General features: G+C 60.6%; 16 protein-coding genes and 2 pseudogenes. 13 read left to right on the forward strand and 5 right to left on the reverse strand.

Annotated features, from left to right (window positions below; genetic code table 11):
- Positions 1-64 precede the first annotated feature (64 nt).
- The gene (locus AC1D35_RS11575) at positions 65-679 is read right to left on the reverse strand and encodes a helix-turn-helix domain-containing protein (RefSeq protein ID WP_113310984.1); all 615 of its coding nucleotides are present in this window, start codon (positions 677-679) and stop codon (positions 65-67) included.
- A 268-nt stretch (positions 680-947) separates the two neighbouring features.
- Between AC1D35_RS11575 and AC1D35_RS11580 the strand changes: the two genes are divergently transcribed.
- From AC1D35_RS11580 to AC1D35_RS11615, 8 genes are all read left to right on the forward strand, one after another.
- Complete coding sequence (locus tag AC1D35_RS11580) at positions 948-1,070, forward strand: tautomerase family protein (protein WP_162748597.1); 123 nt, start codon at positions 948-950, stop codon at positions 1,068-1,070.
- Positions 1,063-1,275 (forward strand): hypothetical protein, encoded by a 213-nt coding sequence (locus AC1D35_RS11585; protein ID WP_113310985.1) that lies wholly within the window; start codon positions 1,063-1,065, stop codon positions 1,273-1,275. The genes AC1D35_RS11580 and AC1D35_RS11585 overlap by 8 nt, the downstream gene beginning before the upstream one ends.
- Before the next feature lie 79 nt (positions 1,276-1,354).
- Complete coding sequence (locus AC1D35_RS11590; RefSeq protein WP_113297092.1) at positions 1,355-1,783, forward strand: hypothetical protein; 429 nt, start codon at positions 1,355-1,357, stop codon at positions 1,781-1,783.
- A gap of 94 nt (positions 1,784-1,877) precedes the next feature.
- Positions 1,878-4,415 carry a CHC2 zinc finger domain-containing protein gene (locus AC1D35_RS11595; RefSeq protein WP_477938615.1) on the forward strand — a complete coding sequence of 846 codons (2,538 nt, stop codon included), beginning with the start codon at positions 1,878-1,880 and terminating at the stop codon, positions 4,413-4,415.
- 99 nt (positions 4,416-4,514) lie between these two features.
- Entirely contained in the window at positions 4,515-4,730 is a 216-nt protein-coding gene (locus AC1D35_RS11600; protein ID WP_113297094.1) for a hypothetical protein, read from the forward strand.
- Positions 4,731-4,836: 106 nt separating this feature from the next.
- Positions 4,837-5,061: a hypothetical protein gene (locus AC1D35_RS11605; protein ID WP_113310987.1), complete on the forward strand. Its 225-nt coding sequence runs from the start codon at positions 4,837-4,839 to the stop codon at positions 5,059-5,061.
- 178 nt (positions 5,062-5,239) lie between these two features.
- Positions 5,240-5,518 carry a hypothetical protein gene (locus AC1D35_RS11610; protein WP_113297096.1) on the forward strand — a complete coding sequence of 93 codons (279 nt, stop codon included), beginning with the start codon at positions 5,240-5,242 and terminating at the stop codon, positions 5,516-5,518.
- 304 nt (positions 5,519-5,822) lie between these two features.
- Positions 5,823-6,620, forward strand: coding sequence for a glycosyl hydrolase 108 family protein (locus AC1D35_RS11615; protein WP_113310988.1), 798 nt, complete (start codon positions 5,823-5,825; stop codon positions 6,618-6,620).
- Positions 6,621-6,665: 45 nt separating this feature from the next.
- Here the strand turns inward: AC1D35_RS11615 and AC1D35_RS11620 are convergent, their stop codons facing one another.
- Positions 6,666-7,655: a LysR family transcriptional regulator gene (locus AC1D35_RS11620; RefSeq protein WP_162748598.1), complete on the reverse strand. Its 990-nt coding sequence runs from the start codon at positions 7,653-7,655 to the stop codon at positions 6,666-6,668.
- A 116-nt stretch (positions 7,656-7,771) separates the two neighbouring features.
- Between AC1D35_RS11620 and AC1D35_RS11625 the strand changes: the two are divergent.
- Together AC1D35_RS11625 and AC1D35_RS11630 are read left to right on the forward strand one after the other, a co-directional pair.
- Positions 7,772-8,757 (forward strand): annotated as a pseudogene (locus AC1D35_RS11625) (MBL fold metallo-hydrolase).
- A 245-nt stretch (positions 8,758-9,002) separates the two neighbouring features.
- On the forward strand, positions 9,003-9,344 hold the full coding sequence (locus AC1D35_RS11630; RefSeq protein ID WP_113297099.1) for a hypothetical protein: 342 nt from the start codon (positions 9,003-9,005) through the stop codon (positions 9,342-9,344).
- A gap of 197 nt (positions 9,345-9,541) precedes the next feature.
- Here the strand turns inward: AC1D35_RS11630 and AC1D35_RS11635 are convergent, their stop codons facing one another.
- Together AC1D35_RS11635 and AC1D35_RS11640 are read right to left on the reverse strand one after the other, a co-directional pair.
- Positions 9,542-10,882 (reverse strand): hypothetical protein, encoded by a 1,341-nt coding sequence (locus tag AC1D35_RS11635; protein ID WP_477938616.1) that lies wholly within the window; start codon positions 10,880-10,882, stop codon positions 9,542-9,544.
- A 212-nt stretch (positions 10,883-11,094) separates the two neighbouring features.
- Positions 11,095-11,289 (reverse strand): hypothetical protein, encoded by a 195-nt coding sequence (locus AC1D35_RS11640; protein ID WP_113507809.1) that lies wholly within the window; start codon positions 11,287-11,289, stop codon positions 11,095-11,097.
- A 483-nt stretch (positions 11,290-11,772) separates the two neighbouring features.
- Here AC1D35_RS11640 and dusA point away from each other — a divergent pair, with 483 nt between their 5' ends.
- The 3 genes and pseudogenes from dusA (at position 11,773) to AC1D35_RS11655 (ending at position 14,609) form a co-directional block, all read left to right on the forward strand.
- A complete protein-coding gene (gene dusA, locus AC1D35_RS11645) occupies positions 11,773-12,810 on the forward strand; it encodes a tRNA dihydrouridine(20/20a) synthase DusA (RefSeq protein ID WP_477853208.1) in 1,038 nt (345 codons plus the stop codon).
- Between the two features lie 149 nt (positions 12,811-12,959).
- Positions 12,960-13,478: a DUF992 domain-containing protein gene (locus AC1D35_RS11650; protein ID WP_477938617.1), complete on the forward strand. Its 519-nt coding sequence runs from the start codon at positions 12,960-12,962 to the stop codon at positions 13,476-13,478.
- Between the two features lie 294 nt (positions 13,479-13,772).
- A pseudogene (locus AC1D35_RS11655) lies at positions 13,773-14,609 on the forward strand (SDR family NAD(P)-dependent oxidoreductase).
- Between the two features lie 71 nt (positions 14,610-14,680).
- Here AC1D35_RS11655 and AC1D35_RS11660 read toward each other — a convergent pair.
- The gene (locus AC1D35_RS11660) at positions 14,681-15,220 is read right to left on the reverse strand and encodes a Pycsar system effector family protein (RefSeq protein WP_113297105.1); all 540 of its coding nucleotides are present in this window, start codon (positions 15,218-15,220) and stop codon (positions 14,681-14,683) included.
- Between the last annotated feature and the right edge of the window lie 110 nt (positions 15,221-15,330).

The following is a 15,330-nucleotide window of genomic DNA, read 5'->3' on the forward strand; positions in this document are numbered from 1 at the left end:
CGAAATAGTCCGCAATGATCAAAGCGTTCTCTTCGTCTGTCCAGTCTATGCCCGCCATATCGCCCTACGGTATCAGCGCCAGCACCGGCGTCGCCGAGACCAGCACCGCCTCCTCCACCTTTCCCGCCGGCGAAACCACCCTGGCCTCGCCGGTCTTGCGGGCGCGGTCGAGCTTGGCGAGGATCTGCTTGCCGCCGACAAGGCCACAGATCGAAAGCGCGCCGATCGCGCCGGGCTCGATGCCATCGGTCGGTGCGAAGAACAGCACGGCATCGTCCCAGATCGACAGCGCGCCGGAGGAGGCCCGCACCTGGGCGGCGATGATCCGGCGGTTGCGGCCGGCGCCGATCGCGAGCTGGGCCTTGTCGAACACCGCCTGCGGCAAGGGCTGCGGCTCGGAAAGCGGGCGCACCTCGCCATCCTCGCCGATGGTGGCAGAGAGCAGGATCTTCGGCCCTTCGCTGTCCTGCGCAATTCCCGCATGGCGCATGACCTCGGTCACGGTTACGCCGAGAAAGGACCCGATCTCGGCCGCCTCCTCCATGGTCATCTTGCGCTTGCCGGAGAAGGTGCGGGAAACAGCGGAGGCATCCTTGCCGAGATGGCGGGCGAGCGCGCGCAGCGACTGCCCCCTATCCTCCAGCTGGTTGTGAAACCAGGCGCCATCGATCTCGGCCATCCGCGTCCCCATGCACATATGCATCGTTGCTGATTTGTTGCAAAAAACGCAACGGCACGCAAGCAACCGCACCGGGCTTTTTACCGTCAACCTTTGACATGGTTGATCTGCTCCAGTTGCATCACCGCTTGCCTTTTGCGCCGAATACCTCTCCGCCAGGACCGAAATACAAAAGATAGGTATTTTTTCCTATTTCGATTGACGTTGTGATTTCGACAACATAATCTCAACTTAGACAACAAGAGACGCATGGGACAGGTGGATCAGAATGGCAGAGGCCCGAACGCCCCGGCAGAAAGCCGCCGCCCAATTCGCGCTGATGCCGGCTGAGCTCGCAGCCGAGCCCGGTCTCGCCCCCTCGGACATGATGGCGGAGGAGGACGATGCGTAAGGAGCCTCTGTCCATGCTGGCGCAATCGGAGCTGATCGATGCGCTGGTCGGGCGCTGTGTCATGCGCGGCGGCGAAGCGGCGGGTGAAACGCTGCTCAAGATCGATGGCGATGATGTCGACGACCTCGTGCATCTCGCAAACCGGCTGCGCCGGCTTGCCCTCTTCGAAGACCGCATCCGCGCGATGGTGATGGCCCAGTCTTAGGCCGTCAGAAGCGCCGAACACCAATTCGCAACGTCACAGAAGCCCGGAAGTGAAGCCTGGAAATACAGTGAGGACCGATATGCAGACCATCACGACACGTTCAGCCGCAAAAGCCCCCATCTCGCAAAGCACTGGCCCGCAAACCACTGGCCCGCTCTCCATCACCAAGCCCCTGCTCTGCCCCTGCTGCAAGCAGCCGGTCACCATTCCCGCGCCGGAGATCGTCATCGATCATTATGGCATCACGCCGATGGAAGGCCGCATCTTCGCGGCGGTCTGGAAGGGCAAGGGCCTGCCCGTCATCACCGAGCGCATCTTCACCGCCATGTATATCGACGATCCCGATGGCGGCCCGTCGCCGGACAGGATGTACCTCGCCTTCAAGGTCGCGCTTTGCCATCTGCGCCAGAAGCTGGAAGGCTCCGGCATCGGCATTGCCAATGTCGGCTATCGCCGCGGCTACCGACTGGTGCTCGAAGGCAGGTTTCCGAGCACCGCTTCGCGTTAAAATCCCCGCCCGAGACGTGAAATGACCATGGCCGCCGCCCGCACTGGGCCGGCCATGTTGCGATAACAACAACATTCCTTGCAAGAGCCGCAACATGCCTTCAAATGTCGAACGGCTTCGCCGCGATGTGTCGCTGTCTGAGACGGCGGCGCATTATGGCTGCAGGCTGCAAAGGAACGGGCATGAACACATAGCCTGCTGCCCCTTCCATGCCGACGAAACGCCCTCCTTCACCATCTTCAGAGGGCAGGATGGCATCGAGCGCTTCCATTGCTTCGGCTGCGAGGCCGGCGGCGATGTCCTGGATTTCGTGCGGCAGATCAAGGGCGTCGATCTCGCCGAAGCGATCCGTATCCTCGAGGGCGTCAGCCGTCCCGATGGCGTCGGCCATATCAGGCCGAACAACGCCCCGCGCGCCCGGCAAGTGCGCGATGCCTATGAAGGCATCACCCCCCTCACACCTCCATCAAAGCCGCTCAAGTCGGGCGCCCGCATCCGCCTCTATAATCCCAAGCGCCAGGGCGATCGCTTCGAATGGGGCTCCTTTGCTCCGTCGATGGTGTTTCCCTATCGCCAGGCCGATGGCGCGCTGATCGGCTATGTGCTGCGCCGAGATCTCGCCGATGGGGCCAAGGAAACGCCGATGGTCATGTTTGTCCGTCTGCCCGACGGCAAGGAGACCTGGTGCCGCTACCCCTTCCCCAAGCCACGTCCGCTCTATGGCCTCGAAAGCCTCGGCGAGACGAAACAGGTGATCGTCGTCGAGGGCGAGAAATGCCGCGACCGGCTAGCGGAAAAGTCCGGCCGCACCGTGCTTTCCTGGGCCGGCGGCACGCAGGGCGTCAAACACACGGACTGGTCGCCGCTGTCAGGCCGCGATGTGGTGATCTGGCCGGATTTCGATGCGCCCGGCCTTTCGGCGGCAGACGAGATCGCCGCCATCCTCTCCGCCCTCGGGGCGCGCGTGCGCCTCGCGGGCTTTGCCGATGCCGCGGCTGCCTCGAAGATCGAGCATTTCACCTTCGGCGACTGGCAGGAAGGCAGCCTTCCCGCTCGCGGCTGGGATAGTGCCGACGCCGTCGATGCCGGCTGGACGCGCCTGGATCTCGATGCCTTCATGCGCGCCACCATCCGCCGCTACGCCCCACCGCCGGTCGAGCCGCCGCCGCGAGCGCCGGAACAGGTCAAAACCAGCCCGAAAGAGCCGCCGCCGGGTATCGATGGCATGGACCGCATGCCGGAATGGTTTCCAAGCCAGCCCTTCGGCTCCGAAGTCTGGCTGGCGCGCATTTTCAACGAGCATCTGGCGCAAGCCTGCGGCGGGCGGATCGTCCGCGCCGATGGCAAATTCTGGGCCTATGGCCCCTCGGCCTGGCGCCCTATCCCCGAGCAGAAGCTCCGCCTTGCCATCCATGCCTTCGACGCAATCGGCATCGGCCAGAAGGAAAAGCCGCTGAAGCTCGGCCGGCACATGATCGACGGCATCGTCAACGAGTTCGGCACGCGCACGGCCGATGCCGGTTTCTTCGGCAATCCCGTCATCGGCGTCAACGCGCTGAACTGCACCGTCACCCTCAACGAGGCCGGCAAGGTCCTCTGCCGCCCGCATGACCCGGACGACCGTTTCCGCTTCACCATATCAGCCGACTACACCTTGCCCACCGAAGGCCACCTGCCTGAGGGCTCGCTGCTGCACCGGCTGCTGCACGGCGCCTTCCACGGCGACCCCGACGCCGCCGACAAGATCGACCTCGTTGCAGAAATGCTGGGTGCCGCCGCCTTCGGCCTTGCCACCCGCATCCGTCAGCCGAAGGCCTTCATCCTGCTCGGCGAGACCGCGAGCAACGGCAAATCCACCATCGCCTCGCTATTCCGCGCTCTGCTGCCGGAAGGTTCCGTCTCCTCCATCTCGCCCGCCTTCTTCAATGATGAAAAGCGCATCATCAATCTCGCCGGCAAGGCCGCGAACGTCGCCGACGAGCTGAGTGCGGCGGCCATATCAGGCGAGGAATTCAAGGCCGCCGTCACCGGCAACCCGATCGAAGGCCGTAGCCTCTACAAGGATGTCGAAAGCTTCACCCCCCGCGCCCTGCATTGCTTCACCACCAACACGCTCCCCCGCTTCAACGGCGGCATCGACCGGGGCCTGCGCCGCCGCCTCGTCGTCATCCAGTTCAACCGCAGCATTCCCGACCATGAGGTCATCCCCGATATTGCCGAGCGCATCGCCGAGGAAGAGCTTGAACTGCTGCTCGGCCTTGCCGTGTCCGGCGCCCAGCGGCTGAAGCAGAATGGCGGCTACACCATGCCCGAAAGCTCCAGGGACGCGCTGAATTCCTGGCTGCTGCTCGATCCGCTGAACGAATGGTTCGACATCCGCGTCGAACCCGCCGCGATGGAGCCCGCCGGCGGCTGGCTGCGCACCGCAAGGCTGTTTGAGGATTTCCGCAAATGGGCGATCGACCAGGGCTACCGCGAAAACTTCCTGCCGCCCGTCAACACCTTCTCCCAGCGCCTCAAATCCATGCCGGATGTGCGCCTTGCGCGGCTTGCGACCGGCATGATCGCCCAGGGCGTGACGCTGAAGGAAAGCGCGATGAACGCCACGGCCGGCTATGCCGATGTGTTCTGAAACGCGGGCATGGGAGGCGGCGGGGATGCAGTACTTTTTTTGAACCGCGTCGGAACTCGCCCGGCTGCCGGCCATTATCGAAGAAATGGAGTTCTTCCAATGCAGCTTTCCCTTATCGAGCCCGGCCACGCCTACGTATCGCGATATGACAGGCGCCGCCGCTATGTGCGGCAGGTGGAGGATGGCCAGGTTGCCTATCGGCAGTTCATATTCGGCATCCCGATTTACCGTTCGCAATCTCTCGACGCATTCGCGCACTGGGCGCATGAAGATGCGGAATTATCCGAGAAACGCTGGCTGGCGGCACCCGTCTGAAGCAGGCAAGTCGTTCCGGCACGCCATCAGCATGATGCGGCGGCCTTTCGATCAACGGCGTTTCAGCCTCAAGCCGACAAGAAGAAGTGAATTGAAAAGAAATAGCATGTCACGCCAGAATCTCGACCGCATATTGTTTGACCGCATCTGGCATCTCGGAGCCCAGGCTGTGAAGGATGATCGCCTGTCGACACTCGCCTATGCGACCGTCACCAAGCCCACCCTGGAAGAATATCAGGACAGTCGCGGCTCCTTGCAGGCAGATCTCATAAAGGTCATCCAGCTCGGCATTCTGAAGCTTCGTGAGAGAGGTGAACTGCAGGAGCCTTAAAACCGGCGCCTTCTAACGTATCGTCCGAAAATCGGGATCGATTTTCAAAAAGCCTGATTTGCGATGACCACATGCGCAAAACAAAGACTTAAAGCGTGACAAGCGGATCTGGATCGCGACACGCTTTAGGGCGCGGCTGCAGCGCCCGATCACAATCAGAGATCAGATCGGAAAACACGTGCGCCAGATCAAGCCCGCAAACGAACTGACAAGAGATCAACGCTTGGCGGCTCTGCTGTTGTTGAGCGAAACCCTGCACTTTTCCGCCCTCGTGGCAAAAGGCAACGGTGATCGCCTGTCAACCGTCATGGAAGAGCTTGCCGGCCGCCTCTTCCGCGATCGCGAAAAAATCGCCTCCTCTTCGTTTGCGACATCAGACGCAATCGTCAAAGAGGCCCTCGACATGCTGGCAAGATTCAAGATGGCCAATCCCGAGGTCAGTAGCACCAGACATTGATGTCTTCAGGCAATACGCCGATCGGCATCAACTGCCAGGCCGGTCGAGCGAATTGCCCCGCCTTGCACAGCCATTTCCGATGCGATTCCACACCTGCGAACCGTCCCTTAGCCTTATTTGATTAGGCTTCATTTCGGAACGATGTCTCTCGCGGGTGGTTCTTTTACAGGCCGTCAAAAGCCGGCCGCCGCGCCCCTCTCTGTTCTCCTGTAACGGAGGCGGCGGTCACTCCTCCCGTCCTCATGCAACAGGCACAACTGTTGCCGTCAGATCTTGTCGCGATCCATCGAAAAGGACCCGCGGCATGACCAGCGCAAATTTCCCCGAATGCCTCTCCATCACGCTCGCATCCGAAGGCGGCCTCTCCCTGGAGCGCACCGACCCCGGCAACTGGACCGGCGGCAAGATCGGCAAGGGCACGCTGAAAGGCACCAAATACGGCATCTCGGCGGCCGCCTTCCCCGATCTCGACATCCGCAACCTGACGCTCGACGACGTCCAGCCGATCTACAAGGCCAGATACTGGGACGAAATCGGTGGCGACACGCTGCCTGATGGTTTCGACCTCGCCATCTTCGACTATGCCGTCAACTCCGGCTCCGCCCGCGCCCTGCGCGACGCCCAGACCGTGATCGGCGCTCCCGCCGACGGCAAATTCGGCCCCATCACCCGCGCCAAAGCCGCAACCGCCGGCACAAGGGAAATCAAAGCCCTCTGCGCAAGGCGGCTGAGCTTCATGCAAAGCCTGGCGATCTGGAAAACCTACGGCAAAGGCTGGTCGGCCCGCGTGGCAAGGATCGAGGTGAAGGCCGTGGCGATGTTCCTGCGCAGCCAGCCGGGCGTGAACGCCAAGGCCGCCCTGGCGGATGAGGCAAGCAAGGCCGAGAAGGCTGCCGGCACGCTGCGGAAGGCAGGTGCGGCAATTGCGGTGTCGGCATCGGGTGGGGCCGGAACGGGTGCGGCGCTGCCGGCGGAGGCGAATCTGTGGGTGCTTGGTGGGGTAATGGTGGCCGGGCTCGCGGTTGCGGGTGTGCTCGTGGTGAAGGCGGTGCGGGAAAAGGAGCGTGCGCAGGCATATCGGGAGGCGATGGTCGGGGGCTAGCGGGCGGAGGCCAGCTTGCCCCCCTGTGAAGAAGCCGCCCTCGTGTCAGTCCTCTGGCCCGCTTGCCGGATCGGTGCGCCAGGTGAAATGTCTGACATGGTCCAGAAATGCACGCATAGCCGCGCTCGGGAGCCGCCGGTTCGGATAATAGAGAAACCAGCTTGGCAAAACCGGACTCCAATCGGGAAGGAGCTCCATCAGCTTTCCTTCCTGGATATACGGTCTCGCGTAGTCGTCAAATACGTGCGCTATTCCCATGCCGGCCAGGGCGGCCTGAAGCTCGTTAGCGGCCGAACTCAGTGTCAGACGCCCCGCAGGCGTTATCTCCATCAGATCGTCTGCACGGGAGAACCTCCACGATACCAGGGTGCCGCCTGGAAACCGGCGCTGGATACAGTCGTGGCCGACAAGATCGTGCGGTGTCAGCGGCCTTCCGAACCGTTCGACATAGTCAGGGGAAGCCACGATCGTGTAACGAAGCGACGGCCCCAGGGGGATTGCGATCATATCCTGTGCCAGTTGCTTACCGAACCGGACGCCTGCGTCGAAACCAAGTTCCACAATGTCGACGATCGCAGCATCGCTGATCACCTCGATCTTCACCGCTGGATATTTTTGCATGAAATCAAACAGTAACGGACATAGGACATGATCGACGGCCGGAGCCGGCGCATTGATTTTCAATGTGCCGGACGGGCTTGCTCGAAGATCGTCCACTTCTCTGATCGCGAGCTTGATGTCACTCAATGCCGGAGCGAGGCGCTCGAGCAGGCGCTGGCCTGCTTCGGTGGGGTACACGCTTCTTGTCGTCCGATTGAGCAGTCGTATCCCCAGGACCTCTTCGAGTGAGTTGATCGTCTGGCTTAAAGCTGAAGACGAGACGCCACGTTCAGCCGCCGCGGCACGGAAGCCGCCGCATCGCACGATCGAGGCGAATACATCGAAACTGTCCAGCCGCAATTGGCTCATTGCGAAGCAGTCCTTATCAAGCCAGGTAGGTTTACATATCTTATCAGCGCGATGTCTGTGTGTCATCTCAGAAGGACATCCACCGGCACTCGACCGGATGGACGATGATCGGCAACCAACCGCTGTTGGGACTCGCGGCTGTTCTGCGAGCTGCTTCAGCAATGACTGCGAAGGATGCACACATGAACGCTTTCACGCTGAACAGGCGCGCCGTAATGCTGAGTGCGGTGATTGGCGCCACGAGTACATTTCTTGGTGGCGCCGCCGGTGTGGTTCAGGCCCAAACGAAGACACCAGGCTCTGGCAACATAGGCCACTACCGGTTTCGCGTCGGCGAAATCACGGCAACGGTTTTGAGTGATGGCGTCATCGGTGGCCCTCCGAGGATCTATGCCAGTGATGCACCGGAAGCAGAGCTTCAGGAGGTGTTGCGTCGCGCCTTTCTTCCCACCGACCATCTGACGCTCAACCTGATACGCTGCTCATCGAAAATGCGGGCCGCCGCATCCTCATCGAAGCAGGAGCAGGCGGCACGATGGGACCGAACGCAGGTCGCATTTTTGCCAATCTGGCAGCAATCGGTCTAGATCCGGCAGATATCGACGTCGTGGTCGTCTCGCACACACATCCCGACCATGTGGGTAACCTTCGAACTGCCGACGGCACAATGGCTTTCCCCAGAGCAACTGTTTTCGTGCCACGCGCCGACTGGGAATTCTTCGTCCGCAACGATCCCGATCTGTCATATATGCCGGTACCCGAGGATTTCCGCGTTCGCTTTGGTGCGGCCATCAAGCATAGTCTCGAGCCTTATGCCAAAGACGTTGAGCTCTACGAGGCTGGCGCCGAAATCGTGCCGGGGCTCAGCACGATCGCAGCGTTTGGCCACACACCAGGAATGGCAAACTTCATCGTTCATTCAGGCAATGATCAGCTGCTGCTGACGGCAGACCTCGCCTACCATCCCGTTGTCAATGTCGACAATCCGTGGCGACCCGGCCCCGATAGGGACAAAAACGCAGCGCTTGCCTCCCGTCGACGGATTTTCGATATGGCTGCCGCCGACAGGATCCCGGTCCTTGGCTTCCACTACCCCTTCCCTGGTCTTGGTCGCATGCTGAAGACCGATGGCGGATACGCCTGGGTTCCCGCCAACTGGCAGTTCTGACGCTTCAGCTTCGAGAACGGAGCTACGTTACGAACGCCCGCCGAAAGCCGATTTCCACGATATCGGTGACTGGAACGTCTCGCCCGCTGCCACACGCGCGTCATGCGGGCGATACGGTTTTCAACCGCCTATAGAAGAAATCAAGGAGCGCAAAGAATAGAATTCCCGCAGAGCGAGAATCAAAATAAAGATGCGGTGCCTATTACAGCACAAGACGCTGTCATCAGCTTATTTGAGGGATAATCATGCGCGCCCATATTGCAATGACATTGATTGCCACCGCACTTCTGGCCGGCTGTGCGCCGACCGAGAAGCAGTTTGATGCCGCCATCACGGTGCTTCAGGGCAGCGAGCGAGCGAGAAACGACCTTCTTGACGATTGCATCAGGCGCCTGAGCTTTTCCGACAAGAAGACGCATCACAACGCTGCGGTCGTGATGAACGTGGCGGACAAGGACGCTCCGAAGGTTGCCTGCAGCCGATACACGAAAGCGCTCGTCTCCGGCCGCGCCAACTATCAGGATCTGCTCGACATTCAAAATAAGCGCTACACTCCGAAACTCGTCAAGATCTTCCAGGGCCGCTGAGGCGCGCGACGCATCCAGCGTCTTTTCGTGCCCGCCCTTGCCGATGGCAGGGCGGGCACAGACAGCAAGACCCCGGAAAGCAGCAGGGCAATGCTTCTCGTTGCGGGAAAGCCGCGCCCTGCAAGATCCGCTCCTGCGGCAGCTACCTTCCGTCGCGAGGTCGATATCGGGCGGTAAAACGCTCCCAGCGGCAGCGCTCAGCCACTCCATGACATGGCAGTCCTCGCCCAGTCGCCGCGCTGCGCCTCTGGCACGGGATCTATTGCGTTGAGCCTCATCGTTATCGAGCAAGCCTCTTCGTCGCTGAGTTCGGAGAGTTTCGTCAGCTTGCGCGCCTCCTCTACGGTCACACCCAGGTGCTGTGTAATCATTTGCAAGATGTCCTGCGCGGTCATCTTCACCGCCGTGGGCGGACGCGTCTTCCCGTCCTCATAAGCCAGGCGTTTGGCTTCCAGATATTGGAAGTAGCGCTCTTTCACCTGCGGAATGGCCTGGGCGCTCTGTGACATCCTCGAGTTCACCAATTCCTTGCAGCCCCGCGGATAGTAGCGGGCAAGAGCCTCATTGAGCTCACCAGTCTTCTTCAAGACATCGATCGCAATTGCATCGCTTGCCCGCGACAGCGCAGGATTGCCGTATTTGGCCACCATTGCCGCCGCTTGTGCTCGCGGATCGAGCTTGCCTCCAGAGGCTTCGGTCTTGGCAAGCAACTGCCGCGTTTCATCCTCGTGATCCATGAAGACCGCGTGAACGAAAGGATTGATACCGGCGAGAACCTGCATCTCCTTTTCGAAGGAGCCAGCCTTCGGTTTTTGCGCGACCACACCCGGTATGGTCTTCGAATCTGCGGCAGGCTTTTGCTTCTGCGGGGATGGACCGAGCGAGAGCAACGCCCTGCCCCAGTCGCCCTGTCGCTCTTTCGGCGCAGCGCCTACGTTATAGAGCTTCTTTGCTATCGAGCACATGTCTTCGTCGCTCACACCGCTGGGGGCCTTCCTTGCCTTGTATATCTCGCCCCCAGTCATTCCCAGGTACCACTTCATGATGTGGTCTCGCTCCTTGCCGGACATCAACGGTACAGGAGCGCGGAACTTGCCGTCCTGATAGGCATAGGCTTTCGCTCTCAGATCAGCCATGCGACCGTTTCTGACTTCGGCAATGGAATACCAATCCCACATATTGCCGGTGAAGAAATACTCACAGCCTTCGGGATATTTTTCGGCCACAATCTCGGCAAGCGCGGCGGTCTTGTTCATGACCGAAATCACTGCACTGTCGCCTGCGCGCGCAAGGGCAGGAGTACCATATGTCGCGATCACCCCAGCAAGGATCTTCCGCTCCTCATACACATTCGCCCAGCCTTCCCCATAGACTTTCCGTGCCGCGTCCATGTGGTCCTGATAGATAGCCTGTAGGAGAGGATTGATCCTCCCCATGAATCGAACCACCCCCTCCAACGGCTCCTTCTCCGCATCTTGCGCAAATGCGCCTGATGCGGAGACCGTGATCGCCACCAACAGCAACAGTAATCTTTTCACGAAACCCCACCCCGAATAGTTGCAATACGTCTATGTCTGAAATTCCGGACCGTCCACGACCGGCTAGAAAAATGGTAAAAATATCAGGGGAATGCGCGCCATACTTTCGACAGCAGTGCCTTGGACATCCCGCAGCGTCAGCCGCCCCGCTGATATGGAGCGGCAGACGTTAGCCCGCCCGTTCGGTCATTCACACGGACAGACCCGAGAACTCAGCTGTCCAGCTTCAGCGCCAGCTGCTGCCCGCCAAAAACCTTCAGCACATGTTTATTGATCGGCCGCATCGCCTCGATACGGCGCTGTTCTTCCCGCCTGCGCGCTTCGTGGCGCTCGCGGTCGGCACGCAGCTGCGCCACAAAGGCCATGGCCTTGTCTGCTGCTCCTGAATAACTCGGGCTGGCTGCCATCGAACTCTCCATGAGAACGTTTATCTGTTCTCATTTTGTTCTCATTTCCGAAGAAGTCAAGCGCGCCTTTTTCGTTGGTTAAGAAAAGATTAAGAATCGGCGCAAGCAGGCTGCCGACATGCGCGTAGAGAAAGCGCCAAGTCTTTGACGCAGAAAACTATTCTCTTGTCTGGAGCCAGATCATGGCGAAAGACATGAGGCCGCAAAGGGTGGCGATCAGAAGCAGGTTGTCCATCGAAATCCTCCTATATGTGGCAAAAACGCGGCAGAAGGAATTTGGTTCAATTGTCCCTGTATTTCGTGGGTCGGTTCGCCCCTGGTGTCGATCTCGCTTTATCCCCATCTCTCCTGTATAAGCCCCTCGTCTCGGGAGCCCGCTCCATGACCGCGCCCGCTCTGGCGACCCATCGAGTGCCGCGCGACATCAGGCTCGTCCGTGATGGCAGAGCCGCGAGATAACCAGACGAAAGAAGATTTGAGATCATGACCACGGCAAAGACGGCTGCATCCGAAAACAACCAGCGCTACTTCAAGGCGCCGGTTTTTGCCGTTGCGCCCATGATCGACTGGACGGATCGCCACTGCCGTTATTTCCACCGCCAGATCAGCCGCAACGCCCTGCTCTATACGGAAATGGTCGTCGCCGACGCGATCATTCATGGCCCGCGCGAACGCCTGCTTTCGTTCGACGCCGCCGAACATCCCCTCGCCCTGCAGCTCGGCGGTTCGGATCCGGCTAAGCTCACCGAGGCCGTGCGTATTGCCGAGCCTTACGGTTACGACGAGATCAACCTCAATGTCGGCTGCCCGTCGGATCGCGTCCAGTCGGGCACCTTCGGCGCCTGCCTGATGCTCACGCCTGAGACGGTTGCCGAATGCGTCGCCGCCATGAAGAAGGTCGCAAACCTCCCGGTCACGGTCAAATGCCGCATCGGCGTCGATGAGCAGGAGCCGGAAGAGGCCCTGCCCACGCTGATGACCAGGGTGATCGATGCCGGAGCCGACGCAATCTGGATCCATGCCCGCAAGGCCTGGCTGAAAGGCCTCTCCCCGAAGGAAAACCGGGAGATCCCGCCGCTCGATTACGAGATCGTCTACCGCATGAAGGCCCGCTTTCCCGATGTTTTCATCGGCATCAATGGCGGCATCCAGACGCTGGATGAGGCAGAAGGCCACCTCGCCCATGTCGATGGCGTCATGCTCGGCCGCGCGGCCTATCAGAACGCCGCGATCCTTTCCGAGATCGACCAGCGCTTCTATGGCGCACCCGCCGCCGAGCCGGATTGGAACGATCTGCGCGACCGCATGATGGCCTATGCGGAGCGCCATATCGCCAATGGCGGTCGCCTGCAGCATATCGCCCGCCACATGGTCGGCCTCTTCACCGGCCTGCCGGGTGCCCGCCGCTACCGCCAGATCCTGTCGACCGATGCCGCAAAGCCGAATGCCGGCCCGGAAGTGATCGCCGCCGCCTTTGCCGCCGTCGATTTTGCGGGTAGCGCCGAAGCCGTCAGCGCCTGAACGGCATCAGGCATCGATCCGGACCATCAAAGCAGACATTTACCGACAGATCGGGCTTGCAGCCCGGTCCGTTTCCTTTCGACGTTTGAACGAAGTCGGGTTGAACACGTTTATAACGGTCCCCCCAGAAGACTAGGAAGGAAACACTCATGAAGAACCTCATCATCCTTGCAGCTGCCGCTTCCCTCGGTTTCGTACCCGTGGCCGAGGCCGCGAGCCAGCACAAGCAACCGAAACACGCCGCCCAGCAGGTCGCAAATGAGCCAAGGCAGCGTCTCGGCACACTTTCCTGCGAAGTCGCCGGCGGCGTCGGCATGATCATCGGCTCGAGCAAGGCGATCGACTGYCGCTTCAAGCAGAACACCGGCAGGGTCGAACACTATAGAGGCACGATCGGCAAGCTCGGTCTCGATGTCGGCGTCACGGGCAAATCCTATCTCAGCTGGATCGTCGTCAACACCGCGCCCACGCGCGTCGGTGATGGCGCTCTTGCCGGCACCTATGTCGGCGCTTCCGCCGGTGCTTCCGTCGGTGTCGGCCTCGGGGCAAATGCGCTGATCGGCGGAAATTCGAAGAATTTCGCATTGCAGCCGCTCAGCGGTGAAACCGGAAMCGGTGTGAATGTGGCCGCAGGCGTCTCCCGCCTCCAGTTGAAGGCCACGCGCTAACCCCTACAGGCGGCGGCCGACAGGTCGCCGCCGCTTCACGAAGTCGTTCGCGCCATCTGCAAGGAAACGATTGGCGTTTTCGCTACCGGCTGGCCGTGCAGGCACGATGAAGCGGACCGAATAACGCCGATCGCAGCCTGTCCAGTCGATCACAGACAAAACAGCTGCTCTCCCTGATCTTCACAATGGCGCGGTGGCGCCGTATTTTGCGCTGTCCGGCGGATATGTCGCAGCCCGGATGCGCACTGACGGACCGCGGCCCGCAAACAACCATCGTATGGGAGGATCGCCGACATGAAGGATGTCGTCGCGCTGGTAACCGGCGCAAGCCGCGGCGTCGGCCGCGGGATTGCGCTTGCATTGCTCGCCGAGGGCGCCACGGTGCATGTCACCGGAAGGACGCGCTCCGAGGCAGAAGCAACCGGGGGCAAACACGCGGGATCGCTGGAAGGGCTCGAGCTCGAGGCCGCGGATCTGCCCGGACGCGTCGTTCATCAGTGCGACCACAGCAACGACACCGAGACCGAGCGCGTGGCCGAAGAGATCAGAGCCGGCAACAGGCTGGACATTCTGGTCAACAATGCATAGCCCGGCTACGAAAACATGGTCGAGGATGGCGATTTTACCTGGCCTCGAGCCTTCTGGGAGCAGCCCGTCTGGCGGTGGGACGCAATGATCGGCACGGCCCTGAGGGCGGCTTTCATGATGTCTCGTGCAGTGGCGCCTGTCATGATCTCGGCGCAGCGTGGTCTGATCGTCAATATTTCATTCTGGGCAGCGCAATTCTACGACGGCAACGCAATCTATGGCATGGCCAAGGCCGCTGCCGACAAGATGGCCGCAGACTTCGCCCATGATCTGCGTCCGCACGATGTCGCCGCCGTCGCACTCTATCCCGGCCTGGTCCGCACCGAAGCCGTCATGCAGAACGCCGAATATTTCGACCTGTCCAACTCCGAATCCCCCAGGTTCATCGGCCACGTCATATCAGGACTCTGGCGGGACCCTGCGCTGATGTCGAAATCCGGGCAGGTCCTGGTCGCGGCGGAGCTGGGTCGGGAATACGATATTGCTGACGTCAACGGCTACAGACCTGTTCCCCTCACAGCGGCGGACTTTGCGAAAAGCTGAATTCGCGTCTGGCATTGCAGCCTCGAGCGGCATCCGCCAGTGATCATGGGAGCGGCAAACCAGACCGTGGATTAGGCCGCCACCAGCAGCAGCACATAAGCCACGACCGTCACCATCAGTCCCCGAAACGCGATCGTCACGAACCGGTATTTGCTGCGCGCGATATGCGAAAGAATGTCGGCATTTTCCACATACTGGTCGAAGAGATAGCGCTCGTCGCGCCGGATCGCCGCATCGAAGAAGACGTCGCGATGCCGCGGCCATGCGCCCCAGAACATCGATGTGGATTTATCGAGCCGCCGCGGCAGCACCACGAGGATGGCCGACAGAATCGAAAAGACCGAGGCTGTGGCCAGGAGGCCGGAGAAGAGAATGGCCTGCGGCGTGCCCTGCGCATAGCGCACCCAGGTGAAGACCGCCCTCACTTCGACGGAGCTCACAAGAAAGGCAAGCATGAACGTAAAGATATAAGCGGCTTTCTGATCCGATATCTTGATCTGATCATAGAATATGTCGTTGATTTTCTTGATATGGTCGAAATATCCCGAGCCGATATCATCCGTCGACGGAGAACTGGAGGGCAGCTCCGCATAATTTTCAAACTCGCTCAAAGGAAACCCCACCCCGCAATAGTGTTTCCCTAATAATACACTTGGTTGTGAAAGCAAGAACACGTGTGCATCCGACTTGACTTTTACACCGGTCTTGGCCAAACGGGAAA

Source organism: Rhizobium sp. P1_E6 (assembly GCF_056405875.1).

Coding starts and splice junctions, on each gene's coding strand:
- AC1D35_RS11640 (WP_113507809.1), bottom strand. CDS start 11,289: ATGGCAGCCAGCCCGAGTTATTCAGGAGCAGCAGACAAGGCCATGGCC.
- AC1D35_RS11630 (WP_113297099.1), top strand. CDS start 9,003: ATGCGCGCCCATATTGCAATGACATTGATTGCCACCGCACTTCTGGCC.
- AC1D35_RS11580 (WP_162748597.1), top strand. CDS start 948: ATGGCAGAGGCCCGAACGCCCCGGCAGAAAGCCGCCGCCCAATTCGCG.
- AC1D35_RS11605 (WP_113310987.1), top strand. CDS start 4,837: ATGTCACGCCAGAATCTCGACCGCATATTGTTTGACCGCATCTGGCAT.
- AC1D35_RS11585 (WP_113310985.1), top strand. CDS start 1,063: ATGCGTAAGGAGCCTCTGTCCATGCTGGCGCAATCGGAGCTGATCGAT.
- AC1D35_RS11575 (WP_113310984.1), bottom strand. CDS start 679: ATGGCCGAGATCGATGGCGCCTGGTTTCACAACCAGCTGGAGGATAGG.
- AC1D35_RS11590 (WP_113297092.1), top strand. CDS start 1,355: ATGCAGACCATCACGACACGTTCAGCCGCAAAAGCCCCCATCTCGCAA.
- AC1D35_RS11615 (WP_113310988.1), top strand. CDS start 5,823: ATGACCAGCGCAAATTTCCCCGAATGCCTCTCCATCACGCTCGCATCC.
- dusA (WP_477853208.1), top strand. CDS start 11,773: ATGACCACGGCAAAGACGGCTGCATCCGAAAACAACCAGCGCTACTTC.
- AC1D35_RS11620 (WP_162748598.1), bottom strand. CDS start 7,655: ATGACACACAGACATCGCGCTGATAAGATATGTAAACCTACCTGGCTT.
- AC1D35_RS11595 (WP_477938615.1), top strand. CDS start 1,878: ATGCCTTCAAATGTCGAACGGCTTCGCCGCGATGTGTCGCTGTCTGAG.
- AC1D35_RS11600 (WP_113297094.1), top strand. CDS start 4,515: ATGCAGCTTTCCCTTATCGAGCCCGGCCACGCCTACGTATCGCGATAT.